The organism is Mycolicibacterium sp. XJ1819 (assembly GCF_053483675.1).
In genome coordinates this window covers 1-24,645 of record NZ_JBEFST010000027.1, presented here as the reverse complement: position 1 = coordinate 24,645, position 24,645 = coordinate 1, and the positions used below count along the sequence as shown (strand labels likewise).

General features: G+C 67.3%; 23 protein-coding genes and 1 pseudogene. 13 read left to right on the top strand and 11 right to left on the bottom strand.

Translation table 11 applies throughout. The features are described from left to right. Window positions 1–239 precede the first annotated feature (239 nt). The 5 genes and pseudogenes from ABQE89_RS24305 (at window position 240) to ABQE89_RS24285 (ending at window position 7,070) form a co-directional block, all read left to right on the top strand. Window positions 240–1,453: pseudogene (locus ABQE89_RS24305) on the top strand (acyltransferase family protein). Window positions 1,454–1,500: 47 nt separating this feature from the next. Further along, entirely contained in the window at window positions 1,501–2,193 is a 693-nt protein-coding gene (locus ABQE89_RS24300; RefSeq protein WP_448421438.1) for an Rv0518 family GDSL lipase, read from the top strand. Between the two features lie 13 nt (window positions 2,194–2,206). Beyond that, entirely contained in the window at window positions 2,207–3,559 is a 1,353-nt protein-coding gene (locus ABQE89_RS24295; protein WP_448421544.1) for a sensor histidine kinase, read from the top strand. A 266-nt stretch (window positions 3,560–3,825) separates the two neighbouring features. After that, window positions 3,826–4,530, top strand: a complete 705-nt coding sequence (locus tag ABQE89_RS24290; protein WP_448421436.1) for a peptidoglycan-binding protein — start codon at window positions 3,826–3,828, stop codon at window positions 4,528–4,530. 35 nt (window positions 4,531–4,565) lie between these two features. Continuing rightward, window positions 4,566–7,070, top strand: a complete 2,505-nt coding sequence (locus tag ABQE89_RS24285) for a M50 family metallopeptidase (RefSeq protein ID WP_448421434.1) — start codon at window positions 4,566–4,568, stop codon at window positions 7,068–7,070. A gap of 71 nt (window positions 7,071–7,141) precedes the next feature. Here the strand turns inward: ABQE89_RS24285 and aceA are convergent, their stop codons facing one another. Together aceA and lhgO are read right to left on the bottom strand one after the other, a co-directional pair. After that, complete coding sequence (gene aceA / locus ABQE89_RS24280) at window positions 7,142–9,430, bottom strand: isocitrate lyase ICL2 (protein WP_448421432.1); 2,289 nt, start codon at window positions 9,428–9,430, stop codon at window positions 7,142–7,144. A 9-nt stretch (window positions 9,431–9,439) separates the two neighbouring features. Continuing rightward, on the bottom strand, window positions 9,440–10,645 hold the full coding sequence (gene lhgO, locus ABQE89_RS24275) for an L-2-hydroxyglutarate dehydrogenase (protein WP_448421430.1): 1,206 nt from the start codon (window positions 10,643–10,645) through the stop codon (window positions 9,440–9,442). 162 nt (window positions 10,646–10,807) lie between these two features. Between lhgO and ripD the strand changes: the two genes are divergently transcribed. The 3 genes from ripD (at window position 10,808) to ABQE89_RS24260 (ending at window position 12,952) form a co-directional block, all read left to right on the top strand. Continuing rightward, complete coding sequence (gene ripD, locus ABQE89_RS24270) at window positions 10,808–11,350, top strand: NlpC/P60 family peptidoglycan-binding protein RipD (RefSeq protein ID WP_448421428.1); 543 nt, start codon at window positions 10,808–10,810, stop codon at window positions 11,348–11,350. Between the two features lie 66 nt (window positions 11,351–11,416). Then, window positions 11,417–12,550, top strand: coding sequence for an acyl-CoA dehydrogenase family protein (locus tag ABQE89_RS24265; protein ID WP_448421542.1), 1,134 nt, complete (start codon window positions 11,417–11,419; stop codon window positions 12,548–12,550). 18 nt (window positions 12,551–12,568) lie between these two features. Beyond that, complete coding sequence (locus ABQE89_RS24260) at window positions 12,569–12,952, top strand: DUF4267 domain-containing protein (protein ID WP_448421426.1); 384 nt, start codon at window positions 12,569–12,571, stop codon at window positions 12,950–12,952. Window positions 12,953–12,962: 10 nt separating this feature from the next. On the opposite strand, the gene ABQE89_RS24255 is transcribed toward ABQE89_RS24260, so the two are convergent. Continuing rightward, window positions 12,963–13,259, bottom strand: a complete 297-nt coding sequence (locus tag ABQE89_RS24255; protein ID WP_448421424.1) for a DUF732 domain-containing protein — start codon at window positions 13,257–13,259, stop codon at window positions 12,963–12,965. 227 nt (window positions 13,260–13,486) lie between these two features. On the opposite strand from ABQE89_RS24255, the gene ABQE89_RS24250 reads away from it, so the two are divergent. Together ABQE89_RS24250 and ABQE89_RS24245 are read left to right on the top strand one after the other, a co-directional pair. After that, entirely contained in the window at window positions 13,487–13,759 is a 273-nt protein-coding gene (locus ABQE89_RS24250) for a DUF4383 domain-containing protein (RefSeq protein ID WP_448421422.1), read from the top strand. A 44-nt stretch (window positions 13,760–13,803) separates the two neighbouring features. Further along, window positions 13,804–15,426, top strand: a complete 1,623-nt coding sequence (locus tag ABQE89_RS24245; RefSeq protein WP_448421420.1) for a threonine/serine exporter family protein — start codon at window positions 13,804–13,806, stop codon at window positions 15,424–15,426. A gap of 11 nt (window positions 15,427–15,437) precedes the next feature. Here the strand turns inward: ABQE89_RS24245 and ABQE89_RS24240 are convergent, their stop codons facing one another. From ABQE89_RS24240 to ABQE89_RS24215, 6 genes are all read right to left on the bottom strand, one after another. Continuing rightward, window positions 15,438–16,751 carry a DUF427 domain-containing protein gene (locus ABQE89_RS24240; RefSeq protein ID WP_448421418.1) on the bottom strand — a complete coding sequence of 438 codons (1,314 nt, stop codon included), beginning with the start codon at window positions 16,749–16,751 and terminating at the stop codon, window positions 15,438–15,440. Further along, the gene (locus tag ABQE89_RS24235) at window positions 16,748–17,494 is read right to left on the bottom strand and encodes an SDR family NAD(P)-dependent oxidoreductase (RefSeq protein WP_448421416.1); all 747 of its coding nucleotides are present in this window, start codon (window positions 17,492–17,494) and stop codon (window positions 16,748–16,750) included. The genes ABQE89_RS24240 and ABQE89_RS24235 overlap by 4 nt, the downstream gene beginning before the upstream one ends. Before the next feature lie 34 nt (window positions 17,495–17,528). Then, a complete protein-coding gene (locus ABQE89_RS24230; RefSeq protein ID WP_448421414.1) occupies window positions 17,529–17,969 on the bottom strand; it encodes a nuclear transport factor 2 family protein in 441 nt (146 codons plus the stop codon). Between the two features lie 88 nt (window positions 17,970–18,057). Then, on the bottom strand, window positions 18,058–18,831 hold the full coding sequence (locus ABQE89_RS24225; RefSeq protein WP_448421412.1) for an enoyl-CoA hydratase/isomerase family protein: 774 nt from the start codon (window positions 18,829–18,831) through the stop codon (window positions 18,058–18,060). A gap of 38 nt (window positions 18,832–18,869) precedes the next feature. Beyond that, a complete protein-coding gene (locus ABQE89_RS24220) occupies window positions 18,870–19,466 on the bottom strand; it encodes an FKBP-type peptidyl-prolyl cis-trans isomerase (RefSeq protein ID WP_448421540.1) in 597 nt (198 codons plus the stop codon). 106 nt (window positions 19,467–19,572) lie between these two features. Continuing rightward, window positions 19,573–20,178, bottom strand: a complete 606-nt coding sequence (locus ABQE89_RS24215) for a class I SAM-dependent methyltransferase (protein ID WP_448421410.1) — start codon at window positions 20,176–20,178, stop codon at window positions 19,573–19,575. 131 nt (window positions 20,179–20,309) lie between these two features. Here ABQE89_RS24215 and ABQE89_RS24210 point away from each other — a divergent pair, with 131 nt between their 5' ends. Beyond that, window positions 20,310–20,993, top strand: coding sequence for a nitroreductase (locus tag ABQE89_RS24210; RefSeq protein ID WP_448421408.1), 684 nt, complete (start codon window positions 20,310–20,312; stop codon window positions 20,991–20,993). Here the strand turns inward: ABQE89_RS24210 and ABQE89_RS24205 are convergent. Continuing rightward, the gene (locus ABQE89_RS24205; RefSeq protein WP_448421406.1) at window positions 20,987–21,901 is read right to left on the bottom strand and encodes an MBL fold metallo-hydrolase; all 915 of its coding nucleotides are present in this window, start codon (window positions 21,899–21,901) and stop codon (window positions 20,987–20,989) included. The two genes, ABQE89_RS24210 and ABQE89_RS24205, sit on opposite strands and share 7 nt — an antisense overlap. Before the next feature lie 225 nt (window positions 21,902–22,126). Between ABQE89_RS24205 and ABQE89_RS24200 the strand changes: the two genes are divergently transcribed. Next, entirely contained in the window at window positions 22,127–23,608 is a 1,482-nt protein-coding gene (locus tag ABQE89_RS24200) for an alpha/beta hydrolase (protein WP_448421404.1), read from the top strand. 219 nt (window positions 23,609–23,827) lie between these two features. Next, window positions 23,828–23,998, top strand: coding sequence for a hypothetical protein (locus ABQE89_RS24195; protein WP_448421402.1), 171 nt, complete (start codon window positions 23,828–23,830; stop codon window positions 23,996–23,998). Window positions 23,999–24,011: 13 nt separating this feature from the next. Here ABQE89_RS24195 and ABQE89_RS24190 read toward each other — a convergent pair. Continuing rightward, window positions 24,012–24,645: GMC family oxidoreductase (locus tag ABQE89_RS24190; protein WP_448421400.1), on the bottom strand; the 634-nt coding region annotated here is incomplete at its 5' end.

Here is a 24,645-nt window from a genome sequence, read left to right as displayed (position 1 = left end):
CTTTTCTGGAATCAGTCAAGACTGCTTTTCGGCCTGTCGAACCTCAGATTGCTGATAACGCGAGAATGCCTGGTTACCAAGTGTTTTCGTGATCGCAGGCGACGGCGCGTCATTTTCCGGAGGTGTCCGAGACCCGGCAGCGCTGGTACCGTGCGGAAGCTGCCGGGTGCTTGTCGCGGGGGAATGACGAGTGCACAGGCCCCGTCCCGAACAAACCGCTAATCCTCGAAGGCAGTGTTGTGCGCACCGGCGAGATCAAGGCCCTGTCCGGACTGCGCATCGTCGCCGCCATGTGGGTGGTGTTGTTTCATTTCGGCCCCCTGCTGGCCGAGGCCGCGCCGGGATTCCGCTCGGCCTCGGGCCCGTTCTCGACTGCGGCGCTCAGGGGGTCGATCTGTTCTTCATTCTCAGCGGCTTCGTGCTGACCTGGAACTATCTGGACCGCATGGGCGAGGCGTGGTGCTGGCGCACGACCGTGCATTTCCTGTGGCTGCGGCTGGCCCGGGTGTGGCCGGTGTACCTGGTGACCATGCATCTGGCGGCGCTGTGGATCATCTTCACCCTCAACATCGGCCATGTGCCCTCTGAACAGGCCGAACAGCTCACCGCGGTGAACTACGTGCGCCAGTTCCTCATGGTGCAGCTGTGGTCGCAGCCGTTCTTCGACGGGTCGAGCTGGGACGGCCCGGCGTGGTCGATCAGCGCCGAATGGCTGGCTTATCTGTTGTTCGGTGCGCTGGTGCTGGCGGTGTTCCGGGTGGCCCGGTCGACGAGGGCGCGCGGCTTGATGTGTCTGGCCGTCGCCGCGTCGCTGCCGCCGGTGCTGCTGCTGATGGCGACGGGGCAGTTCTACACGCCGTGGAGTTGGCTGCCGCGCATCGTGATGCAGTTCACCGCGGGCGCGCTGGCGTGCGCGGCGGTCCGCAGGCTAGCGCCCACCGAGCGCGCTCGTCGCGGCGCCGGCTGGCTCGCGGTCGCGCTGGCCGGTGTCATCGTCGGCAGCCTGTACCTGCTCGACGCGCACCCACCGTCGCGGATCCACGATGCTGCCGGCCTGGTCGACGTGCTGTTCGTTACGTTGGTGCTGGCCCTGGCGATCGGTGCGGGCACTTTGCCCGCGCTGCTGTCGCTGCGGCCGGTCGTGTACTGCGGGCACATCTCGTTCGCGTTGTACATGGTTCACGAATTGGTGCACACCGCCTGGGACTGGACGACCCAGCAGTTCGACCTGCGCATCGAGCCGGACACGACGGGAAAGCTGGTGGTCGCCGGCCTGCTCGGTTTCGCGGTGGCCGCGGCGGTGCTGCTGTATCACCTGGTGGAAGAACCTGCCCGTCGCTGGATGCGCAGCATGATGAGCGGCACCCCACCCGCCGACGCCACGCGCGGCCGACTGCAACGCATCGGCGTCGCCCACGACGAGCCGGCGATGGCCGCCCCGCGGGCCGGTTGAGCGCGTCGCCGACACCTCTTCGACCAGTCGACACATAGGCTTAGGCGGTGCGGCGATTGTTCACGGCCATGGTCGCGCTGGCCCTTCTCGTCGGTGTGGGCTGCGAGCGCCCAACACAGGTCAGCCACAAGGAGATCGTGGCGCTGGAGTTCGTGGTGAACCGGGTCGCGGTCATCGGCGACTCTTACACCACCGGCGGCGACCTTGGCGGTGTCGGCTCGAGCAATTGGACCGCCCGTGCCTGGCAGGCACTGGCCCAGCAGGGCATTCCGATCACGGCCGACGTCGGCGCCGAGGGCGGAGCGGGCTACGGCACACGCGGTGAGCGCGGCAGTCTCTTCGAGGACCTGACCGCCAGGACGGTGCGGCCCGACGACGCGCTGGTGGTGTTCTTCGGTTCCCGCAACGACCAGCCGGTCAATCCCGCGCAGCTGTCGATATTGACTTACGGCACATTGCAATTGGCGCGCCGCATCGCGCCGTCGGCAACCTTTTTGGTGATCGGCCCGCCGTGGCCCACCGCTGACCCGCCCGAGGCGGTGCTTCGGATCCGCGACACCCTGCAATACCAGGCGGGGCTGGCCGGCGCGGTGTTCTTCGACCCGATCGCCGCGGGCTGGTTCGTGGGGCAGCCCAACCTGATCGGCTCCGATGGTGTGCACCCCACCGATGCCGGACACGCGTACCTGGCCGACAAGATCGCACCGCTGATCGGTGCCCGGCTACCCGCCCGGTTGTGAGGCCGTCGCGGTGATCAGGCTGCTGGCCAAGCGCGCCTACGGACTGTTGGCGCGGGTGCTGTCGCTGCGAGTGATCGTGATCGTCGCGGCGCTGTCGGTGGTGGCGCTCGTGATCACCCTCGGGGCCTGGGTGTGGTTCGGCGTGACCAACGACCAGTACAGCCAGCTCGACCGGCGCCTGGACTCGCTGAGCAGCCTCGGCGACATCAGCACACTGCTGCGCACCGCGGAGCAGGCGGGCGCCGATCAGCCGTCGCCCGACGGCGGTCTGGTCCGCACCGCCCGCGTCAACCAGACCACCGTGTCGGTGCCCCGCGAAATCGTGTTGCCACAACTGGACATCGGCTACGCGAACACCACGATCGACGGGGTGGAATACCGGGTGCGCACCTTCGCCGCCGGGGATGCGTTGATCGCCATCGGCGCGCCGCTGGCCGACACCGAGCAGCGCATCGACGAACTGCACCGGCGGGTGCTGCTGATCTGCGGCGGCGTCATCGTCGGCACCGTTCTGGTCGGCTGGGTGATGTGGCTGATCATGATCAACCCGTTCCGGTTGCTCGCCCAGCAGGCCCGGGCCATCAACGCGCAGTCCAACCCCGACGAGGTCAAGGTGCGTGGTGTACAGGAAGCCGTGGAGATCGCCGAGGCGGTCGAGGGGATGATCGCGCGCATCGGCGACGAACAGCAGCGCACCAAGGCGGCGTTGGAGTCGGCCCGTGACTTCGCGGCGGTGGCGTCCCATGAGTTGCGCACACCGCTGACCGCGATGCGCACCAACCTCGAAGTTCTGTCCACCCTCGAGATGCCCGACGAGCAGCGCCGCGAGGTGATCGCCGATGTGATGCGCACGCAGAGCCGCATCGAGGCGACGCTCAGTGCGCTGGAGCGCCTCGCGCAGGGCGAGTTGACCACCGTCGACGACTTCGTCCCGGTCGACATCACCGACCTGCTCGACCGCGCGGCACACGACGCGATGCGCAACTACCCGGACCTGCAGGTGTCGCTGGCGTCCTCGACGACGGTGCTCATGCTGGGCCTGCCCGCAGGTCTGCGGTTGGTCATCGACAACGCCATCGCCAATGCGGTCAAACACGGCGGTGCCACCGAAATCCGGCTCGGCGCAGTCAGTTCCGCCGAAGGCGTCGAGATCACCGTGGACGACAACGGCACCGGTGTGCCCGAGGACGAGCGATCCACGGTGTTCGCCCGGTTCTCCCGCGGTTCGACCGCCGCGCGGGCCGGTTCGGGGCTGGGCCTGGCGCTGGTCGCACAGCAGGCCGAATTGCACGGCGGCACCGCGGCGATGGAGTCCAGTCCGCTCGGGGGAGCGCGATTGATTCTGCGGTTACCGGCGCCCAGCTAAATCAGCTGAAATCAGCAAAGTCATAAGCCATTGCTTAGTGGCGGCTTTTCTCACCGTGAGCTGGGGGCGTGCCTGAAAGGTCGCGTCGGCGAGCTTATTAGGGTATCGAGCCTTTACCTGCTGATATGGACCTACCGCAGAGATTTCTCGATAAAAATCTATTGATCATGACCTGCGCTGGGTACTCCTGCGGCACGTAATTGACGACGCCGTTTACTTCCGGCCAGCAACTTCCGGGAGGTGAATCGCCGATGGGAGCAGGAGAAATGACTGAGCGAGGATTGACTGCCGAAGAGCTGGATGCCGAGTTCGCGACAGCGCTTCCCGACAAGGAGGTCGTGTCGATTCTCGACCTCAACGTGGACGTCGACGTCTTCATCGACGCCGCCTCACCCATCGATCTGGCTGCGGCCGCACAGCTCAATGTCGCGGCCCCGATCGACGCCTCCGCCGCGGCCAACGTGCTGTCGAGCGGATCGGGAGCTCAGGCCGAGAACTTCCAGACCGCCTCTGTCGACCAGGTGCTGCTGGCCGATGCCTATGCAATCTCCAACCAGGAGAGCGACATCATCCAGGCCGACGAGGCCGACGGCGATCCTGCTCCCGAGCCGCCCGAAGACGACGGCACCGTGGAGGTCGGCGACCTCGCGACGCTCGAGGGTCCGCTGCTCAACGTGGATGTCAACGTCGACCTCAACGCCGATCTGGCAGCCCCGATCGCGGGCGCGGTAGCCGCCAACGCCAACGTCGCCGCGCCGATCAGCGCCAGTGTGGCGGCCAACGTGGGCACCGTCGACTCCGACGCGATCGCCTACACCCAGCAGGAAGCCGTGATCACCCAGAGGTTGGAGGGCGTCGCCAGTGCCACCACCACGCAGGACTCATCCATCGATCAGGGCACCTCGCAGCCCGATGGTGACGACGGCAGTGACAGCACCGGTGAGGCGAGCACCAGCGGGGCTGCGGACTGACATCGTCGCCCTACGCAGCTGAATCGAGGCCATCGGTGACCGCGACCCTAGACCACGCCGGCCCGGCGCAGGCCGTCATGCGCCGGGCCGACGGCGTGGTGCTGATCGGAGAGATGGCCGGGTCCGGCTACCGGGTGCCGCCGTCGCTGGTCCGGCGCGCCGACGGCCAGACCATCCAACTCAGCCCGTTGCTGTACCACGTCCTGGCGGCCGTCGATGGACAACGCAACACCGCGGAAGTTGCCGACACCGTTCGCGAATCAACCGAGCGCCCGGTCAGCGAGGACAATGTCCGCCAACTCATCGACACCAAGCTGCGACCCCTGGGCCTGATGGCTCGCCCCGACGGCACTGAGCCAGAGGTGACAAAGCGAAACCCGTTGCTGGCCCTACGATTTCGATATGCGATCACCGACCCCGACCAGACGCGGCGGCTCACCGACCCGTTCCGTGTGCTGTTCCGGGCATGGTTGGCCATCCCCATGCTGGTGGCGTTCGCCGCGGTGTGCTGGTGGGTGTTCTTCCGCAAAGGCCTGGCGGCGGCCGCCTACGATGCGTTCGAACGCCCCGGCCTGCTCATCCTGGTGTTCGCGGTCACCGTGGTGTCGGCCGGGTTCCATGAGTTCGGCCACGCCGCGGCCGCCCGATACGGCGGGGCGACGCCCGGCGTCATGGGCTTCGGTCTGTACCTGCTGTGGCCGGCCTTCTATACCGACGTCACCGATTCCTACCGGCTGGGCCGGGCCGGCCGATTGCGCACCGACCTCGGCGGCCTCTACTTCAACGCGGTTGTCGCGGTGGCGATCACCGCGCTGTGGTGGGGGCTGCGCTACGACGCCCTGCTGCTGGTGGTGGCCACACAGATCATCCAGATGGTGCGTCAGCTCACGCCGCTGGTCAGGTTCGACGGCTATCACGTACTGGCCGACTTGACCGGAGTGCCAGACCTTTACGGCCGAATCAAGCCCATTCTGCTCGGAATGTTGCCGTGGCGGTGGCACGACGCGGAGGTCCGTGCGCTCAAACCCTGGGCCCGCATCGTGGTCACCGTGTGGGTCGTGCTGGTGGTACCACTGCTGATCGGCATGCTCGCGCTGGCCGTGGTCACCCTGCCCCGACTGATCGGCACCGCGTGGGCGAGTTTGACCAGACAACAGGATGTCTTGGTAACCGCCTGGGCCGACGGTGATTTGGTCCAGGCCACCGCGCGAGTGCTGGCGATGATTGCGATCGTCATTCCCACAGGCGCCGTCATCTACCTGCTGATCCGGGTCGTCCGGTCCGGCACGTCGGCGCTCTGGCGCGGCACCGCGGGCAGGCCGGCGCGCCGCGCCCTGGCGGTGGTCTTCGGCGCGGCGGTGCTCGGCGCGGTGGGCTATGCATGGCTCGACAGCGACAACTACCGGCCGATCCAGGCCGCCGAGCGCGGCACGCTCAGCGACATCGTGTTCGCGCTGGGCGTCGAGCGGATGGCCACCCCGCGAACCGTCAGCACCGAGGCCCAACCCGTCGCCGCGGATCGGTCCCTGGCCGCGGGACAACAAGGCGTCATGCGGGCGCTGTGGGACACCGGGACACCGCCTCCTCGGGTCACCGCACCGCAGCTTGCCGTCATCCTGGTGCCCAAGACGCCGCCGGCGACGCTGGCCAACGGCGGGTTCGTTCCCGCCTCGGCAGCACCGGCAGACCAGGGCTGGGTGTTTCCGGTGGACAAGCCCCTGGCGCCGGAACCGGGGGACAACCAGGCGTTGGCGGTCAACACCGTCGACGGCACCGTGGAATACGAGGCCGCGTTCGCGCTCGTCTGGGCGACCGACGAACACTATGCGTTGAACGTCAACGAGGCACACGCGTATGCGTCATGCGACGGCTGCGCGGCGGTGGCGGTGGCCTATCAGGTGGTCTTCGTCATCGACAACGACGACGCCAACGACAACGTGGCGATACCGCAGAATCTGGCAGGCGCCCTGAACTACGACTGTGTCAACTGCCTCACCTACGCCATCGCCCGGCAGTTGTTCGTGACGCTCGACGAGCCGTTGTCCGACGGGGCGATCGCCGAACTCGACACGATCTGGGCCGAAATCCAGCGATACGAACGAAAGATCGAAGCGGGCAAAGTCCCCGTCGACACGATCGTCGCCCAACTGAACGCGTATACCGAACGGATCAAGGCCGTCGTCGAAGCCGATCAACCCGGAACGTTCCCGACGACCACGGCACCGCCCACCTCGGCGCCATCGACGCCGACCGGCACACCGTCGGCGACCACGCCGCCGCCCAGCAGTCCGTCCGCCGAACCGACGATGATGGCCGAGCCCACGGCCGAGGCCACCGAGGACGCCGGCGCCCAGATCACGGCGGCGGACACCACCGATGCTCCGACGCCGACCGACGAGCCCACAGCCACCGACGAGCCCTCGGCGACAAGCGATCCCGTCGTCGACAACACCACCTCGACGGGGACCAGCACCGACGCCACCGGCTCCGAGGACTCTGGGGACTCTGCCTCCAGCGCGGACTCCTCAGCAAGTCCCTGAGGGCCGAGCGCTCACCGGCGTACAGTCTTGCGCCCGAAACCGTAACGTGAGTGAGCGCTCGCGGGACGGGCTCAGTCCTCCTTGCGGATCAACCGCCACAATGCCTCGCGGTCGGGGGCCAACAGGGCCTCGATGCGCGGCTGGTTGACCTCGGCGACGATGATCTCGCCGACTTCCTTGTACACGTCGAGGAAAATGCCGTGCGACTTCATCTTGTCGGTCTGGTAGACGTTGTCCTCGGTCGGCGTCACGTAGTACACGGCGTCGGCCTTGAAGCGGTGGATCAGCCACAGGTGGATCAAGGTCATCAACCGCTTCTGGCGCAGCTTCTCCGCGAACGTGTTCTGGTCGCGCACGGTCAGGATACTGCGGCCGTGCCGGTCCTTGATCGGGTCCACGACGACGTTGGCCAACGGCTCCTCGTCGTCGCCGTAGATGCCCAGATCCAGCACATCGGAGCCGGCGCGGCGTGGACGTAGCTGCACCCGCAACTGCTCGCCGAGTTGATAGTGCTCGCTCCACATCGCCAGCCACTCCTCGAGCAGCTTCTTGGGCACCTCGGTCTGCACCAGGTGCTGGTGCTGGGTAGAGCCCTCGCCCATCGCCTTCGTCGTCGCCGTGCGACCCGACGACGCGGCCAGCGCCGCATCGCTGCGCGGCCCACCGACCAGCGTTTGCGGTGTGCGGTAGGGCGATTCGACCAGCCGCATCTTGCGCTGCAGGCGAGCCAGGGCGAGCATGCCCTCCTGCCGAAGCGAGGTGGCGAACTCCTCGCACGCCACGCCGTCGACCTGATGCCCGCCGTAGGTGATGAAGTTGAACACGAACCCGAGCTTCCCGAGTTCCTCAGGGAACGCCCGCATCTCGTCGTCGGTCATCCCGGTGGTGTCCCAGTTGAACGAGGGCGAGAGGTTGTAGGCCAGCATCTTGTCCGGGAACTCCGCGTGGATGGCATCGGCGAACTGACGCGCGTCGGCCAGGTCGGCGGTTTTGGTCTCCATCCAGAGGATGTCGGCGAAGGGCGCGGCGGCAAGCGACTTGGCGATCGCGTAGGGGATACCTCCGCGAACCTGGTAGTAGCCCTCCGGCGTCTTGGCCCGCTCACAGTCCCACGCCACGTCGGCGCCGAGTTCCTTGGCCTTCTCGCGGGCGGTGTACAGCGATGCCCGCGCCGCGAACTTCCGCCAGTCGGCGGCGCTCATCTCGGCGGGTTCACCTTCGCGCTCGCGGAAGTCCAGCAGGTCCCCGACGGCCTCACCGTAGGTCTCCAGTCCGGCATCGACCTGCCAGGTGTCGACGAACTCCGACTCCACCTTGTCGAAGAGCGCATCGATCGACGGTTCCGTGCCGTCCCGCCACGCCTTTGCGGCCTCGTTGATGGCGGTGTGGATGCCGTGGCGCTCCAGCCAGGCGTCGGCGGCGGCGTACTCGCCGTCGGGGATGGCATAGAGCAGGTGACCGTTGATCTCAGTGACACCGGCCTCGTAGAAGCGCCGCATCATCGCGAGATAGCACGGTTTGTAGCCAGGGATCTTGACGTTCGTGACCCCGAGCAGGAACGGTTGATCGCGTTCGTCGGCGCGGCTGTCGATCAGGTTGGCCGCCTCGGCGTCGGTGCGGGCCACGATGATGCCGGGCACCCGCATGATGTCGAGTTGGAATCGGGCAGTGTTGAGGCGCTTGATCTGCTCGTCGGACGGGACCAGCACCTTGCCGCCCTGGTGGCCGCACTTCTTCGTGCCGGGCCGCTGGTCTTCGATGTGGTAGCCGGGCACGCCGGACTCGACGAAGCGCCGAATCAGGTTGCGCACGTGGGGATCGCCACCGTGGCCGGTGTCGGCGTCGGCGATGATGAACGGCCGGTAATCGTAGGCCGGGGTGGATTCGCGTTGCTCGTCGGTCATGCGCAGCCGCAGATACTGCTGGTTGCGGTCGGCGGTGAGCAGGGCGCGCACCAGGCCGGCGGCTTCGTCGGGAACCTGGCTCAGCGGGTAGCTGGCGAGGTCGGGCCCCGGGTCCTCGCTGAGTGAGCCCTTGGCCGAGGTGGCCCAACCGCCGAGGTAGATGCCTTCGATGCCCATCCGTTTCATCACCACCGCCTGCCCCGGCGAATACGGGCCGAAGGTGGTGATGCTCTTCTTCTCGGCGAACAGTTCGCGCAGCCGGGGGTAGAAGGCCTCCGCCGCCTCGCGTGCCACGGTGTAGTCCGTGGCGATCGTGCCGCGCTGCTCGGCGACCTGCCGGGCGGTGTAGAGACGAGTGATCCCCTCAAAGCGCGGGCTGTCGATGTACTTCTGGGTCTCGGCGACCTCCCGCTCGAAGGGGGTCTGAGGTGATGCGTCCGCTTCGATGATGGCCATGAATTCAGACTACGGCGCACCCGTGACCGACAGCACGTGTTCGGCGATCGCCATCGCCGACGTCGCGGCGGGCGACGGCGCGTTGCGGACGATCACGACACGGTCGGCGAAGCTGATGCGGAAGTCGTCGACCAACGCACCGTCGGCGTCGAGGGCCTGGGCGCGCACCCCGGCGGGGCCCGGCACGACATCGTCGTCGTCGAGGTCCGGGACGTAGGCCCCCGCCGCGGCGAGGAACCGCCGCTTGCTCAGCGAGCCGGACATCTCCCGGATCCCGGTGCGCCAGTGCCTGCGCGCGAACCGCCAGAACGCGGGGCTGCCCGCGACCTGTGCCAGGTCGGCGACCGAGACCGTCCGCCAGGAGTAGCCCTCGCGCGCCAGCGCCAGCACGGCGTTGGGCCCGACGAGCACTTCGCCGTCGACCCGCGGTGTCAGATGCACGCCGAGGAACGGGTAGCGCGGATCGGGCACGGGATAGACCAACCCGTTGACGAGGCCGCGGCGCGCCGGCTTCAACGCGTAGTACTCACCGCGAAACGGCATGATCGCCGGAAAGGGACCGTCGCCGGCCAGCCGGGCGAGCCGGTCGCTGTGCAAACCACCGCAGGCGATCACCTGATCGAAGGCGCGGGCCTCGACCCCGTCGGGACCGGTCACGGTCACGACCACTTCCGAACCGGCCGTCGCCAGCCCGGTGACCTCTTGGCGCAGAAGGATTTTCGCACCGGCATCGGTGGCGTCGGCGGCCAGGGCCGCGGTCACCTCGGCGAAATCGACGATCGAGGTGGACGGCGAGTGCAGTGCCGCCACCCCGCGCACATGCGGTTCGAGGTCGCGCAACTCGCCGGGCCCGATGATGCGGACGCCCGGCACACCGTTGGCCACCGCGCGCTCCTCGATGTCTCGCAGACGTGCCCGCTCGTCGTCGTCGAGCGCGACGAGGACCTTGCCGCAGACGATCCGGCGGATGTCGCGTTGTGCACAGAACTCTTCGAGCAGGTTCACGCCCCGGCGGCAGAGCAGCGCCTTGGCCGAACCCGGTTGGTAGTACAGGCCGGCGTGCACCACGCCGCTGTTGCGCCCGGTTTGATGCGCGGCGAGGCGGTCCTCCTTCTCGAACAACGTCACGTCGGCATCCGGTCGACGACGTAGCAGTTCCCGCGCCACCGCCGCACCGACGATTCCGCCTCCGACAACGGCGACGCGATCACTCATCGAGCAATCCTATCCTGCGCGGTCACCGTTCGGTCACGGTATGGCATCTCATTGGCGTTGTGCCATGCGGTAATTGGAGTTGGGGACGTGGTTAGCGGTAAAAGTAGAATTGCCGGATTTTCGGCACCGCTGGCATCGCTGTTCTGAGAAAGTGGAAGCGCCATGAGACGTATGTACGCCCTTGCGATCAGCGTGGCACTTTTGGTTGTCACGCCCGGTCTGGCGACGGCTCAGCCGTATGCCCCACAGGCCAGCGCCCAGCAGGCCGTCAGCTATGTGATCGCCCGCGCGCTCGCCCAACGCGGCGTTCCGTTCTCCTACGGCGGCGGCGACGCCAACGGCCCGACCCGTGGCAGTGGCCCCGCGGCCAACGCCGTCGGGTTGGATCGCGAGGGCAACGTCGTCGGGTTGGACCCGGCCGCCAGCGTGGTGGGATTCGACGCGTCGGGTCTGATGGTCTACGCGTTCGCCGGTGTCGGCATCAAGTTGCCGCGCTCGTCGGGGGAGCAGTACAAGGTCGGGCGCAAGGTCACCCCCCAGATGGCGCTTCCCGGCGACATGCTCTTCTTCGGTCCCGACGGCACCCAGAGCGTCGCGCTGTTCATCGGCAACGGGCAGATGATCGAAGCCTCCGACGCCGGCGTCACGGTGTCGCCGGTGCGCACCTCGAACATGGCGCCGTATCTGAGTCGGGTCATCGGCTAGTCTCGACCGCGTCGACCGGCCATCCCCACTAGGGTCGACTGCGTGCTAGTCGAATCGGTGCGCGGCATGCGCGAACTGGTGATGAGCGAAGCCGGCGAGTCCGAGCGGATGCGCACCCTGACCCCGGCCATCGTCGACCGGATGTGGGCGACCGGCCTGATGTCGGCGTTCAACCCCGTCGCGGCGGGCGGGCAAGAGCCGTCGTTCGCCGAGATGATCGAAACGTGGATCGAAATGGCTTGGCAAGACGGCTCTTTCGGCTGGGTCGGGATCGCCAACCTGCCGTCGTCATTCGCCGCCGCGACGTATCTGCCCGAGGGAGGCTTCACCGAGGTCTTCACCGCGCACCACAACCGGGTGACCATGGGCGGGCAGTTCTTTCCCAACGGCCAGGGTGCGGCCGTCACAGGCGGCTACCGGCTCACCGGGGCGTGGAGCTTCGGATCAGGGACCGGCCACTCGGAATACGTTGCCGCAGGCTTTTTTCCGATGGACGACGGACAGATGCGCTGGATCGGTGAGGGTATCCCGGACATGCAGGTGGCAGTGGTGCCTCGAGAACAGATCAGCTTCAACGACGGTTGGTTCGTGCAGGGACTGAAGGGCACCGGGTCCTATGACTACAGCGCCGAGGACGTGTTCGTCCCCGAGTGCCGGACCTTTCCCCTGTTCACCCGCGAACCACGCAGGGGCACATCGCCGGCCACCCGCATGGGGCTGATGGCGGTCACCGCCGCAGGCCATGCCTCCTGGGCACTCGGCGTCGCCAAGAGCATGCTCGACGACGTCGCCGACCTGGCGGCCACGAAGTACCGGATGAGCGACATGGCCTCACTGGCCAGCAGGCCGACCTTCCAGAAGGGGCTCGCGCATCATGTGGCGGCGTGGCGCGCGGCGCGACTGTTGGTGCTCGATGCGTTCACCACCGCCGAGGCCGCCGTCGCATCCGGACAACCGTTGACCCCGGCCATGCGCGCCGACATGCGCGCGGCCGCGGTGTACACCACCGATGTCGCACGCGAATGCGCCGAGTGGGCACACCTGGCGGCCGGAACCACGTCGATCCGGGAAGGCAGTCGGCTCGAACGGGCGTTCCGCGATATGTACACCGGCACACAGCACGCCTTCATCAGCGAGAAGGTCGCGATCGACGCGGCGCAGATCTGGCTCGGCATCATCGACGACCAATTCGGCCTCTAACCCCTTAAGCTGCCAGCCATGTCCGTGGATCGTGCAGGCCTCGTCGCGGGCGGTATCCGCCTGGCATCCGGAATCTCGTTTCTCGTCGATCCGCTTCGTGCGAACCGGCTGTGGGGAGACTCCGAGGAGCCCACGGCGACCGCGCAACTGCTGCTGCGGTCCATGGGCTACCGCGACGCCCTGATCGGCGGATTGCTGTTTGCCGCGGCCGCGCGCGGTCGCGACACCCGGGGGTGGTTTCTGGCGTCCGGCGGAGCCGATGTCGCCGACCTGTTGGGCGGATTGAGCACCCACGACAAGTTGGCGCGCGCTCAGCAGATCATCGGGTTGGGCGGTGCCGTCGTCGGCATCGGCGTCGGGCTCTGGGGCGCCACCCGCCGGCGCACCACCGCGAACGAGTAGCGCCGCAGCGTCAGCAGCCGAGTTCAACGACGGCGGTGGCGACGATCGTGCTCGCCGCGGAGCCGGAGACGCCCAGCTGGTGCTGCACCGACACCGCCGCATCCGAGCCGGGGACACCGCGTCGGGCGGCGTCACAGGCCGCCGCACCCGCGGCAAGCAGCTGGTCGGCACTGAGGAACTCGTACTTGGGCTGCAACTTGCGCAGGTACTCGCTCTCGTCGGCCGCTGCGGGGGCGGCGAACGCAACAGTGGGCGCGGCGAACGCCACCGCGGTGACGACGGCACTCAGGACACGGGCCGGGGCCATAAAGCTGGACACCTCCAAGACGCAGGGCAACGACGCCCGCCGATGGGCTTCGCACTTCAAAGCAAGACAATTTCCGGAAGGGGATGCGACGTCGCCTGCACCCGACCGGTAATTTGACGCCTCCTACAATACCGGCCGTCTGCCAGCCCGCAGGACACGTCTTGCGCCCAATCTACTACGGACCGTAGTATTCGATGAGTCCGACCGAACCACCTCAGGAGTAGGTCGTGAAGTGGAGCTTCGCCCAGATTGGTTTGCTGATCATCTCCGCGTTCCACGTGGTGCAGGCGGTGCTCGGCTTCATCGTCGAGCCGAGTTTCGCGATCGGACCCGATGCGCCGACCGCGCAGGTGCTCGGGATGGACTACAACGGCTGGCATGCCGTCGCGGGCCTCGCGCTGTTCGGTCCCGGTCTGGTGTTCGCGCTGCGCAAGGCATGGTCGGCGACCTGTGACCGCCAGACGGCGGCGGCCCTACGGCGTCACGGTGAAACCCGTTGACGCTGAGGGCAGCACTCGACGAAGTCGACGTATCCTGCACCTCGATGGAGCATTATCCAATTCGCGGCTCCGACCGCGTCCGGCGCGGGCTCCGGAATGCGCTGCTCGGGCGTCGTGATCCGGCACCCGTGGCGGGCCAGCGCAGGCGCACGTCGACGGGCGTCGGCGACGTACACACCCGCAAGGTTCTGGACCTGACCATCCGCCTCGCCGAGGTGATGTTGTCGTCGGGCACGGGCACCGCCGACGTCGTGGCCACCGCTCAGGACGTCGCTCAGGCGTACCAACTGACCGACTGCGTAGTGGACATCTTCGTCACCACCGTGATCGTGTCGGCCCCTCCGACCGCGGACAGTCCGCCGGTCACCATCGTCCGATCCGTGCATACCCGGTCCACCGACTACACCCGGTTGGGCGAACTCGACCGGCTGGTGCAGCGCGTCACCTCCGGCGGGGTCAGCGTCGACCAGGCACACGAAGACATGGACGAGCTGACCGAGCGACCGCACCCGTACTCGAGTTGGGTCGCGACCGCGGGGTGGGCCGGCTTCGCGCTCGGCATCGCGATGCTGCTCGGCGGCAGCTGGCTTACCTGTGTGCTGGCCGCGCTGACCTCGGCGGTCATCGACCGTTCAGGGCGGCTGATGAACCGGATCGGGACGCCGTTCTTCTTTCAGCACGTCACCGGCGCGACGATCGCGACCTTGGTCGCCGTCGCGGCGTACTACTTCGCCGGCCAGGGGCCGACCGCTCTGGTCGCCACCGGAATCGTGATGCTGCTGTCCGGGCTGACCTTCGTCGGCGCGATGCAGGACGCGGTGACCGGCTACATGCTCACCGCGATCGCGCGGCTGGGCGAGGCGGTGCTGTTGACCGCCGGAATCGTCGTGGGCATTCTCGCGGGACTGCAGGTCGCCGAGCTTGCGGGCATATCGATCTCGCTGCACGTGGACGCCACCGAATCGTTCGTCGCGCCGCGAGCGGCGCTGCCGATTTTCCTTGCCGTGTTCGGCGCGGCGCTGGCCGGCGCGTGTCTGACCGTGGCGAGTTACGCAGGGCTGCGGGCCGTCCTGACCGCAGGGTTGGTGGCCGGAATCGCCGAGACCGTGCTGATCGCGCTCGGGAATGCGGGATTCGGACAGGTGGTCGCGAGCGGATTCGCCGCGGTCGGCGCCGGTGTCATCGCCACTCTGATCTCCATCCGGCGCCAGGCGCCGGCCTTGGTGACCGCGACCGCGGGCATCATGCCGATGCTGCCCGGGCTCGCCGTGTTCCGGGCGGTGTTCTCGTTCGCCGTCGACGGCAATTTCGACAACGGCCTGCGCCAGATGCTGGCCGCCATCGCCATCGCGCTCGCCCTGGGCAGCGGCGTGGTGCTGGGTGAGTTCCTGGGCTCGCCGCTGCGGTACCGCGCGGGCCGGATCGGCTCCGTCCTGCGGAAGGAGGGCCCACCGGGGCTGCGCCGGGCCGTCGGCCGGGTGGTCCGCCTGCGACCGGCCGAAGACCAGTCCAGGACCCGGTTGGGTGGTCTGCGCTCACGCAGCCTGGCGCTAGAACCCACCCCGCCGGGCGAGTCGGAGGAACCCGAGACCACCGATGTGCCCGCCACTGGAAGCGAAGAGGACCGTCCGACAACGGAGGACGAGCAGCGCTCGGATCAGCAGTGACCCGACCCCGGTCACATCGCCCGGTTGGGACCGCCGATCGCGTCGGGGGACACCGTCATCGCGCGCACCATCGCCTGCACGCCGTAGGTCGCCACCAGTCGTCCGTCCTGCGTGAACACCCGCCCCTCGCCCTGCGAAAGTCCGCGGCCCGCCCACGGTGAGGGGTTGGCGTAGAGCAGCCACTCGGTCACGTCGAGGTCGTCGAGAAGCCACACCGTCACCGTCATCGGGCCCGTCGCCAACGTGACGTGCGCCAACTCCTCGCTGATTCCCGGATGCGGGCGCATCGACGCCGAGATCGTCCAGTGCGCGAGGGACTGAACGGCCAACGCGGTGTGCAGGCGCGGCTCCGACGGGCTGTCCCGGAACCGGCACCACGTATAGATCTCCGGGGGACCCACGGCATCCCCGGGTGCGCGGTATGCGCCGTCGACGACGCGCATCTCACGACCGGACACCCCGAAGTCCAGCGGTTCGGACTCCTCGGGCCCGGCCACGTCGGGCACCGGCACCACATGCCGCATGACGTCCTCGGCGCCGACGTCGTGGAGCAGCATCCCCGCGCTGCGCAGAACACCGCCCTGGGTGATCCGCACTTCCGACGTGGAAAACGTTCTGCCGCGGCGCAACACGTCGACGTCGACCTGAAGTGGCTCGTCGAACGTCGCGGCTCGGATGAAGTTCATCGTCGCCATCGTGACCCGCTGGTCCGGAAGTTCTTGCCACGCGGCGCCGATGGCGGTTCCGAGCAGCTGCCCACCTTCGACGACGTTGCGGAACCGGCCCCGTCGATCGGGCATCTCGGGATACAGGTCACGCAAGACCGGAGCAAGGTATCTGCCGTCACCCTGAGGTGTCGCGTCGATGATGCGCAGCAGATCTGACTGATCGCCCCACACCGGCAAGCGCAGGCGCTGACCCGATCCAGGTTCGGCGCCCCGCCAGGTGTCATCGAGTTCGACGAGCACCCGGTCGGGATAGAAGGCGACGTGGTCTGCAAGTCCGGCGACTTCGTCGAACGGTTCGGGATACGCCCAGGCGACGTCGAGCAGCGGAGGGTCCACCGTGTTGAGGTGCCAGTAGGACGCCTCGCCCTTGAACGGGCAGACCGTGTGAGTGTCGCTGGGCGTCAACAACTCCCACCGCACGTCGGACCGCGGAACGTAGATCTGGTCGACGTGGTTGGACTCCTCGACGCGCACCGCGGCGTCGGTCTCGGCGAGCACCTGGCCGTCGTGCGTCACCTGAACGCGGCCATGGATCGGCGCGAGATCGACTCGGTATCCGGGATATTTCGACCACCACTTCTCGATGGCGTCGGTCACCGAAGCATCACCTGCCCTCCGTCGAGCATGATGGTCGCGCCGGTCAGGTAGCGAAGGTCATCGCCGACGAGTGCCACCACCGCACGGCCGATGTCATCGTAGGCGTCGCCGAAGCGCCGCAACGGGATACTGCGCTCGAGTTGCTCCCATCGGGCGGGGTTCTCGTCGCGGTAGTTCTCCGCACCGGGCGACAACGCCGCCGGACACACCAGGTTGACCCGGATCCCGTGCTTACCCCACTCGATCGCGGCCGATTTCGTCAGCCCGTTGATCGCCTCCTTGGCCATCGCGTAGGCGGCCATCCGCGGTGCGCCGCGCACACCGATCGCCGAGCCGAAATTGATCACCACCGGGTTCGCCGACTCGCGTAGTGCCGGGAAGGTGGCCTGCATCAGATGCAGTGTGCCGAGCGGGCCGGTGCGGAAGAACTCGAGGGCCTCTTCCTCGGTGAGATCGATTGTGGGAATGCTCTTCCCGAGCGCACCGCCTTGCGCGTTGTTGATCAGGATGTCGATCCGGCCGAATTTGTCCAGCGTTTCGGCCACGGCGCTGTCCACGGCTGCGCGGTCGGCGACGTCACATCCGATCGCAATCGCGTCGCGGCCTCCGGCCGTCAACTCGGCGGCCACCTCTTCGACCTTGTGCGGCGTGCGGCCCAGCAGGGCAACCGATACGCCCTCGTCGGCCAGTGCCGTGGCGATGCCCTTGCCCAGCCCCTGTCCCGCGCCCGTGACCACAGCCACCCGACCCGACAACCCTGTCACTGCTTTCTCCTCCTCATCGAAGACCGAGTAGATCGACGGTCGGGGAGTCTTCGACGTGGCCCTCGACCTTGGCTTTTCGGCGGGCGAAGCGCCAGCCGTCCGCGGTGCTGACGACCTCGTCGCGGTAGGTACCCCAGTGGTCCAATCCGCGGACGCCGATGAGCTGGAAGCAGGCGTAGGTAGCCGCGCTGCCGTCGTCTTTCGGTGTGATGTGGACGGAACTGAGGTGGTGCCGAGCGGGGATCAGGCCTGTCGAGATGAACGCTTCGCCGGTGCGTTCGAAAAAGTCGAGGATCGCGTCGTGGCCGACGAGCTTTGCGGTGTTGTTCTCAAACATCGCATCGGGCAGGAACAGTCGCGCCAGCTCGCGGGTCTTGCCGCTGTCGGCGAGGAACTGATAGGTCGCCAGCAGGTCGCGGACGCCGACCCGTAGGCGCAACTCGGCGTCGTCCACGGCACCAACCCTTCACATCACGACGAAGCTTGGCCTAAATCATCTTAATGTTTAGAAGTATCGTATGTGGGGCCCGAACACAAGCGCCTCAGCGTCCCGTCCAGTCGGGTTTGCGTTTCTGGCGCCAGGCCGCAATTCCCTCGGCCACGTCCTCGGTCGCCGCGGCGACCTTGCGCATGGTCTCACCGAAGCGCACCGATTCGATCCAGCCCATGTTGGCGGTTCGCCAGGCGACTTCCTTGGTGGCACGTTGCGCCAGGGGAGCGGCCGCGGTGAGCGTCTCGGCCCATGCGCGGGCTTCGGCCTGCAGCGCCTCGGGTTCGACGAGCTTCCACACCAGGCCGATCTCCTTGGCCCGTTCGGCATCGATCGGCCGCCCGGTCAACAGCAGTTCCATCGCATTGGCCCAGCGCACCCGTTCGGGCAGGCGGATGGCTCCGACGATGGTCGGCACGCCCAGTGACACCTCGGGATAGGAGAAGCTGGCCGCGGTGCTGGCGATCACGAAGTCGCAGAACAACACTCCGGTAAGGCCGTATCCGACGCAGGGACCGTGGACGGCGGCGATGGTCGGCTTGAACAGCTCCATGCCGGATTCGAAGGAGTTGATCGTCGGCTTCTCCCAGAACGTGCCGGCGAACGTACCGACCGATCCCTCGCCGTCCTTCAGATCGCCACCGGCACAGAACACGTCACCGTTGGCCGTCAGGATCCCGACCCAGGCGTCCTCCTCGTCGCGGAAGCGCTCCCAGGCGGCGTTGAGGTCCTGACGCAGCGCGCCGTTGATCGCGTTGCGGGCCTCGGGGCGGTTGAGGGCGATGGTGGCGATGTGGTCGTGCAGCTCATAGGTGACCAGGCTCATGGCTGCACTGTAGTTTCGGGCGGCTCCCGGGCGGTCGCTCAGGCGGTGGCGTCGAGGATCTTGATCGCGAAGATCAGGGAGTCACCCGGCTGGATTCCGGCAGCGGGCTGACCTTCGGGATAGCCGTCGGCGGGCACCATCGCGACGGCGACCGTCGACCCGACCGTCTGGCCTGCGATGGCCTTCTGGAAGCCGGGCACCACTCCGTTGAGGGGGAAGTCGACCGGCGCGCCGCGTTCGTAGCTGCTGTCGAACACCGTCCCGTCGCGCCCGTTGACCCCCATGTAGCAGACCAGGACCGTGGCGGTATCCGAGACCACCGGTCCGTCGCCGGGCTGCAGTGTGTGCACCTGGGTCTCGGTGACGCTGAACGGCGCCTCCACGTCGACGGCGGGCGCCGCGGTGTCCGTCGACCCGGTCACCGACACGCTGCCGGTGGCGCCGGGAAGCGTCCACTCGGGTGTGCCACCGGTCTCCGGGGCCGCGGTCGGGCACGGGCTGGCGGCGGGTTGCGTCTGGGTCTCGTCGACCGAGGTGGTCACCACCTCCGACACCGAGGTGGGGCTCGACGAGGCGGTTTCTGCATCGGAACCGCACGCGGCGAGTGTTGCGGCCAGCAGGGCGGCACCGGACATGAACGCGATGGGGGTAGACACACGGGTGAAGTTCACAGCCGTCACGCTACCTCAGCGATTTGTGTGCGTTCTGTTGCGCTGAGCGCTCCTGAACGCACACAAACGTCTAGGCCGGCCGCAGTAGCGCGACCAGGAAGTCGGACTGTTCGGTGAACGGCCGCAGATCCCAGGTGGACAGCAGCAGATCCGGGGTGAGCCCGGCCTGTGTCGCGTCGTCGAAGAAATCGGAGAACGCGTAGTCGCGGCCCGCACCGAACCCGATGGCTGCCCGTCCGTCATCCGCGAGGTGGGCACGCAGTCGTGCCAACACCTCGACCCGGGTGCTGGGGGCCAGGAACGTCATGACGTTGCCGGCCGACACGATGACGTCGAACGGGTCGGTGATGCCGCGCGCGGGCAGGTCGAGTTCGGCGAGATCGCCGACCAGCCAACGCGGTCCGGGGTAATCCTGTTCGGCCGCCTCGATCAGCACCGGGTCGACGTCGACACCGACCACGCGGTGACCGGCCGCCGACAGATACCCGCCCAGCCGGCCCGGGCCGCAACCCGCGTCGAGGATGTGGGCACCGCGCTGTGCCATCGCGTCCACCAGGCGTGCCTCGCCGACCAGGTCGTCACCGTCGCGCGCCATGGACCGGAAACGTTCTACATACCAGTGCGAATGCCCGGGATCGGCCGCGACCTTTTGCATCCAGATGCTCTGCTCGACCATGAGCGCATTGTCTCAAGAGACATTTTCGTCGAGTCGGCGGACTACGGACTACCAAGGGTTCGCGTCGAGGCCGTGACGACGAGACTGAATTCGGCAGGCCGAAACGGCTTCTCGACTGGAGGTTCCCCACTGTGAATGTGTACGAAGCGGTCAGAACCCGACGAGCGGTTCGCGGGTTCACCGACGACCCCGTACCACCAGAAGTGCTGCGCCGCGTCCTGGCGGCCGCAGCCTGGTCACCGTCCGGATCCAACATCCAGCCGTGGCGCATCTACGTGGTCACCGGCGAACCGCTCGCGCAACTGAAGAAGGTCGCCACCGAACGGGTGGCATCCGGCGATCCTTGGGACGAACGGGAGTTCGTGATGTATCCGCAGGCGCTCAAGTCCCCGTACCGCGAGCACCGATCCGCCTTCGGCAAGGAGCGATACAGCGCACTCGGTATCGCACGGGAGGACTGGGAGGCGCGGGCGCGGGCCGCCATCGCCAACTGGGACTGTTTCGGCGCACCGGCCGCCCTGTTCTGCTACATCGACCGCGACTTGGGCCGACCGCAGTGGGCGGACCTCGGCATGTACCTGCAGACGGTGATGCTGTTGTTGCGCGCCGAGGGGCTGCACAGTTGCCCGCAGATGGCGTGGTCGCAGGTGCGCAAGAGCGTCGCGGACGCCGTGGCGCCGCCCGAGGACCTCGTGCTGTTCTGCGGCATGTCGATCGGATACGAGGACGTCACTGTGCCGTACCACCGGACCGGCCGGGCGCCGCTGGCCGAGACCGTCACCTTCATCGGCGACGACAGCCGACCGCGTCAGTAATCCCAGACGGTGGGCACGCAACGAAACGCATTGCCGGCCGCCGCGACCCGGCACACCGAGGGGAACGGTAGGTGAGTGGCCACCAGCGACTCACCGGTCGACGCCAGTTCCCGCAGCAGGCGGATGCGGACACGGGCGGCTTCCTCGGGATCGTGTTCAAATCCGTTGTGCCACTCGGGGTATTCGAAGCCGACCTGGAACACGGCATCGCCGGCGAACGTCAAACGCTCGCCGCCGGAAGCCAACCGGACCACGCTGTGCCCCGGGGTGTGGCCGCCAGTGCGCGAGATGAGCACTCCGGGCGCCACCTCGTACTCGGTTTCGAACGGCCGCAACCGGTTACGGTATTCGGCCAGGAACCGCGAAGCGGCCGACCGCAATGCGTCCGGCACTCCCTGCGGCATGGAAGTGCGGGAGAAGTCGGGCGCCTCCCAGAACTCGGCCTCGGCCGCCGCCACGTGAACCTGCAGATCGGGCCGCAGCCGAGCGCTCAGTCCCTCGGTGAGCAGCCCGCCGATGTGGTCCATGTGCAGGTGGGTGAGCACCACGTCGGTCACCGAGGCGAGGTCGATGCCGGCGGCCTCAAGCCGGTGGACCGTCTGCCCGGCGCGCGGAAAGTCCGGGAATTCCAGCCCGAGTCCCGCGTCGACGAGGATGGTCCGACCGCCGCTGCGCACGACGACCACATTCAGCGGCCAGTCCAGCACGTTGGGCGGCAGGAACATCTCGTCCAGCCATCCGGTGAGGTCGCCGGGGTCGGCGTTGGTGGCCAGTGTCGGCGCCGTAATCGGTAATACTCCGTCGCTGATCACCAAGACGTCGATCTCGCCGACCTGCACCGCGTAGCGCGAGGGAACCAACTCGTCGAGTCCGGGACCGCCGGATGGTGAGACGTCGACCATGCTCATGCTTTTCTCCTCTTGACCGCTTGACCCGAAGACATGGCCGGAAATGACCCGTCTGAGTTCGGAAACGCCCAGGGGGACAGGATTTATCCAACCGAGCAGCGGACCTGTAGGTTGTCATCGACATCGCTGACTGCGAACCAACCCCGCCGGGAGACCTCGGACACGATGACGCATTGCATCCGGAGAACGTCTGCGGCACTTCTGACACTGATGTCGGCGGTCGCGATGACGGCTTGCGCAGCGACGCCAGTCGAATCAGCCTCCTCCGGAGTCGAGCGGTTCTATGGCCAGCGGATCGTCTGGGAGTCCTGTCAGGGTTATGCCACCAACTCGATCGAGACCGCCGTCTACGCCCAAACCCCGATCGCCGAGTGTGGGCGACTGGAGGTGCCGCTGAACTATCAGGAACCGCAGGGCAAGACGGCCCATCTTGCGGTGATGCGGATACCGGCCCGAGGAGACGCGGTCGGCTCGTTGCTCCTCAATCCCGGCGGGCCAGGCGGTTCCGGGCTGTTCGCCGCGGCAGCCACGGCGGTGTCGCTGAAGGACGGCCGGTTGACCGAGCGCTTCGATCTTGTCGGTTTCGACCCCCGCGGAGTGGGCGCTTCCGAGCCGTCCATCGACTGCTACACCGACGCCGAGGCCGACCGGGGCATCCTGCTGAGCACGCAGGGCACGACGGTGCAATGGACAGCAGAGGATACGAAGCACATCTTCGAACGGTGTGCCGCCGGTTCGGGCGGGGCCGAGGTGCTGGCCAGTGTGGGCACTCGCGACACCGCCCGGGATGTGGATGTGTTGCGTGCGGTGCTCGGCGACCAGCAGTTGACATTTCTCGGGCAGAGTTACGGGACACGCCTGGGCGCCGTCTATGCCGAGCAGTTCCCGCAGAACGTGCGGGCGCTGCTGCTCGACGGCGCCATCGACCCACACCGGCGCACCGTCGAACGCCGGGTCGATGCGTACGCGGGCTTCCAGCGTTCGTTCGAGCAGATGGCCGCCTTCTGCGCCGCGCAGGCCGACTGCCCCCTGGGCAGCGACCCGGCTCGCGCCACCGAGACATTCCAGCAGATCATCCGCCCGGTGTACCGCACCCCGCTACCGGCGCTGACCACCCATCTGGACTTCGACGAGGCCGTCGGCGGGGTCATCGCGGGCCTCTATCACAAGGCAGCTTGGCCCCGCATCATCACCGGAATTGCGCAGGTGCAGCAGGGACGCGGTGACGAACTCCTGCAGCTGAATTACGACTTTTCACTGCGCGATCCCGCGGGTGGTTGGACCAACTTCGCCGAAGCGCTCTACGCCATCAACTGCATGGACGAAGAACGGCTCAGCGAGCCCGAGGGAAATGCGTTGCGCGCCGCGATCTTCGAGGCCGCACCGTTCATGGATCCCGGCGTGCCCCTGACCGGTGCGCGCGACGGATGCGAGCACTGGCCGACCGCACCGACGTTGGGCTTCCCGTACGCCACCGATATCGACGCGCTGCCAGCGACACTGGTCGTGTCGATCACCGGCGATCCCACCACGCCACATACCGGCGGCGTCAACATGGCCAAGGCACTCGGCAGTGCGCTGCTCACCGTCGAGGGTGAAGGCCACACCATCGTGATGGCCGGCACCAACGCGTGCGTCAACGAGATCGCTGCCGATTATTTGATCGACCTGACCCTGCCGCCCGAGGGGGAGTCATGCTCGTTGTGACATATCGCGATTCGACAGCGACGAACATCCCCACGGGGCCAATGTTGGACTGCGCTGGTGGGCAGTTGTGGTTTGTGCCCAGCAGACACGCTGTGCATGCGAAGGGACGGCGGCTAAACGGTCTAGATGCTCGCGCAGGCACCATTGACGCCGGCGGGTGGGGGAGACGATAACTGAGAAAGTTCTTCACGCCGCTTGGGACAAGGGGAGAATTGCTACATGTCGACCGCGCTCTGGATCATCGTCGCCGTGCTCGCCGTCGGTACGGTCGCCGGTGGACTGTTGCGAATGCGGGCGTGGTTGCAGAGGCCAGTACCGCCTGAAGTCATCGAGGCTGCGCACCGCGACGATGACCAGGACGAGGACGAGGACGACTGGCCGGCGAGATGAATTTACAAATCGCCTAGGCGCCGTCGACCAGGATTGCGCGTGCTGCGCGCTCGGCGATCAGCATGACCGGCGCGTTGGTGTTGCCCGAAGTGATGGTGGGCATCGCCGAAGCATCCGCCACTCGAAGGCCCGCAACGCCGAATACCCGGCAGTCGGTGTCGAGTACCGTGGCCGCCGACCGCGGCAGACCGCGGGTGTCGAAGGCACCCATCGCGCAGGTGCCTACCGGGTGGAAGATGGTGGTTCCCAGTTCACGGGCTGCCGTCTGGAGGTCGTTATCGCTCACCAGTTGCGGTCCGGGGAGCATTTCTTCCGGGCGGTAGCGGGCCAGCGCCGGCGCGGACATGATCTGCCGGGTCATCCGGAGGCCGCGCACGGCAATTTCGCGGTCGGCGTCGGTGGACAGGTAATTGCAGAAGATCCTCGGGTGGGTCAGCGGATCCGCATCGGCGATTCGGACATGGCCACGCGAGGTGGGCCGCAGATTGCAGACCGAGGGAGTGATGGCTCCGAAGGGGTGCAGAGGTTCGCCGAACTTCGACAGCGACAACGGCTGCACATGCCACTCCAGATCAGGGCTGGCCAGCGCGGGGTCGCTTCTGGCGAACGCGCCCAAGGTCGACGGCGGCATCGTCATCGGTCCTGAT

Bases quoted from the DNA above. Each gene is read 5' to 3' on its own strand.
- ABQE89_RS24290 (WP_448421436.1), top strand. From the start codon at position 3,826: ATGACTGAGCGAGGATTGACTGCCGAAGAGCTGGATGCCGAGTTCGCG.
- aceA (WP_448421432.1), bottom strand. From the start codon at position 9,430: ATGGCCATCATCGAAGCGGACGCATCACCTCAGACCCCCTTCGAGCGG.
- lhgO (WP_448421430.1), bottom strand. From the start codon at position 10,645: ATGAGTGATCGCGTCGCCGTTGTCGGAGGCGGAATCGTCGGTGCGGCG.
- ripD (WP_448421428.1), top strand. From the start codon at position 10,808: ATGAGACGTATGTACGCCCTTGCGATCAGCGTGGCACTTTTGGTTGTC.
- ABQE89_RS24265 (WP_448421542.1), top strand. From the start codon at position 11,417: ATGCGCGAACTGGTGATGAGCGAAGCCGGCGAGTCCGAGCGGATGCGC.
- ABQE89_RS24260 (WP_448421426.1), top strand. From the start codon at position 12,569: ATGTCCGTGGATCGTGCAGGCCTCGTCGCGGGCGGTATCCGCCTGGCA.
- ABQE89_RS24255 (WP_448421424.1), bottom strand. From the start codon at position 13,259: ATGGCCCCGGCCCGTGTCCTGAGTGCCGTCGTCACCGCGGTGGCGTTC.
- ABQE89_RS24245 (WP_448421420.1), top strand. From the start codon at position 13,804: ATGGAGCATTATCCAATTCGCGGCTCCGACCGCGTCCGGCGCGGGCTC.
- ABQE89_RS24225 (WP_448421412.1), bottom strand. From the start codon at position 18,831: ATGAGCCTGGTCACCTATGAGCTGCACGACCACATCGCCACCATCGCC.
- ABQE89_RS24220 (WP_448421540.1), bottom strand. From the start codon at position 19,466: ATGTCCGGTGCCGCCCTGCTGGCCGCAACACTCGCCGCGTGCGGTTCC.
- ABQE89_RS24215 (WP_448421410.1), bottom strand. From the start codon at position 20,178: ATGGTCGAGCAGAGCATCTGGATGCAAAAGGTCGCGGCCGATCCCGGG.
- ABQE89_RS24205 (WP_448421406.1), bottom strand. From the start codon at position 21,901: ATGAGCATGGTCGACGTCTCACCATCCGGCGGTCCCGGACTCGACGAG.
- ABQE89_RS24200 (WP_448421404.1), top strand. From the start codon at position 22,127: ATGACGGCTTGCGCAGCGACGCCAGTCGAATCAGCCTCCTCCGGAGTC.
- ABQE89_RS24195 (WP_448421402.1), top strand. From the start codon at position 23,828: ATGTCGACCGCGCTCTGGATCATCGTCGCCGTGCTCGCCGTCGGTACG.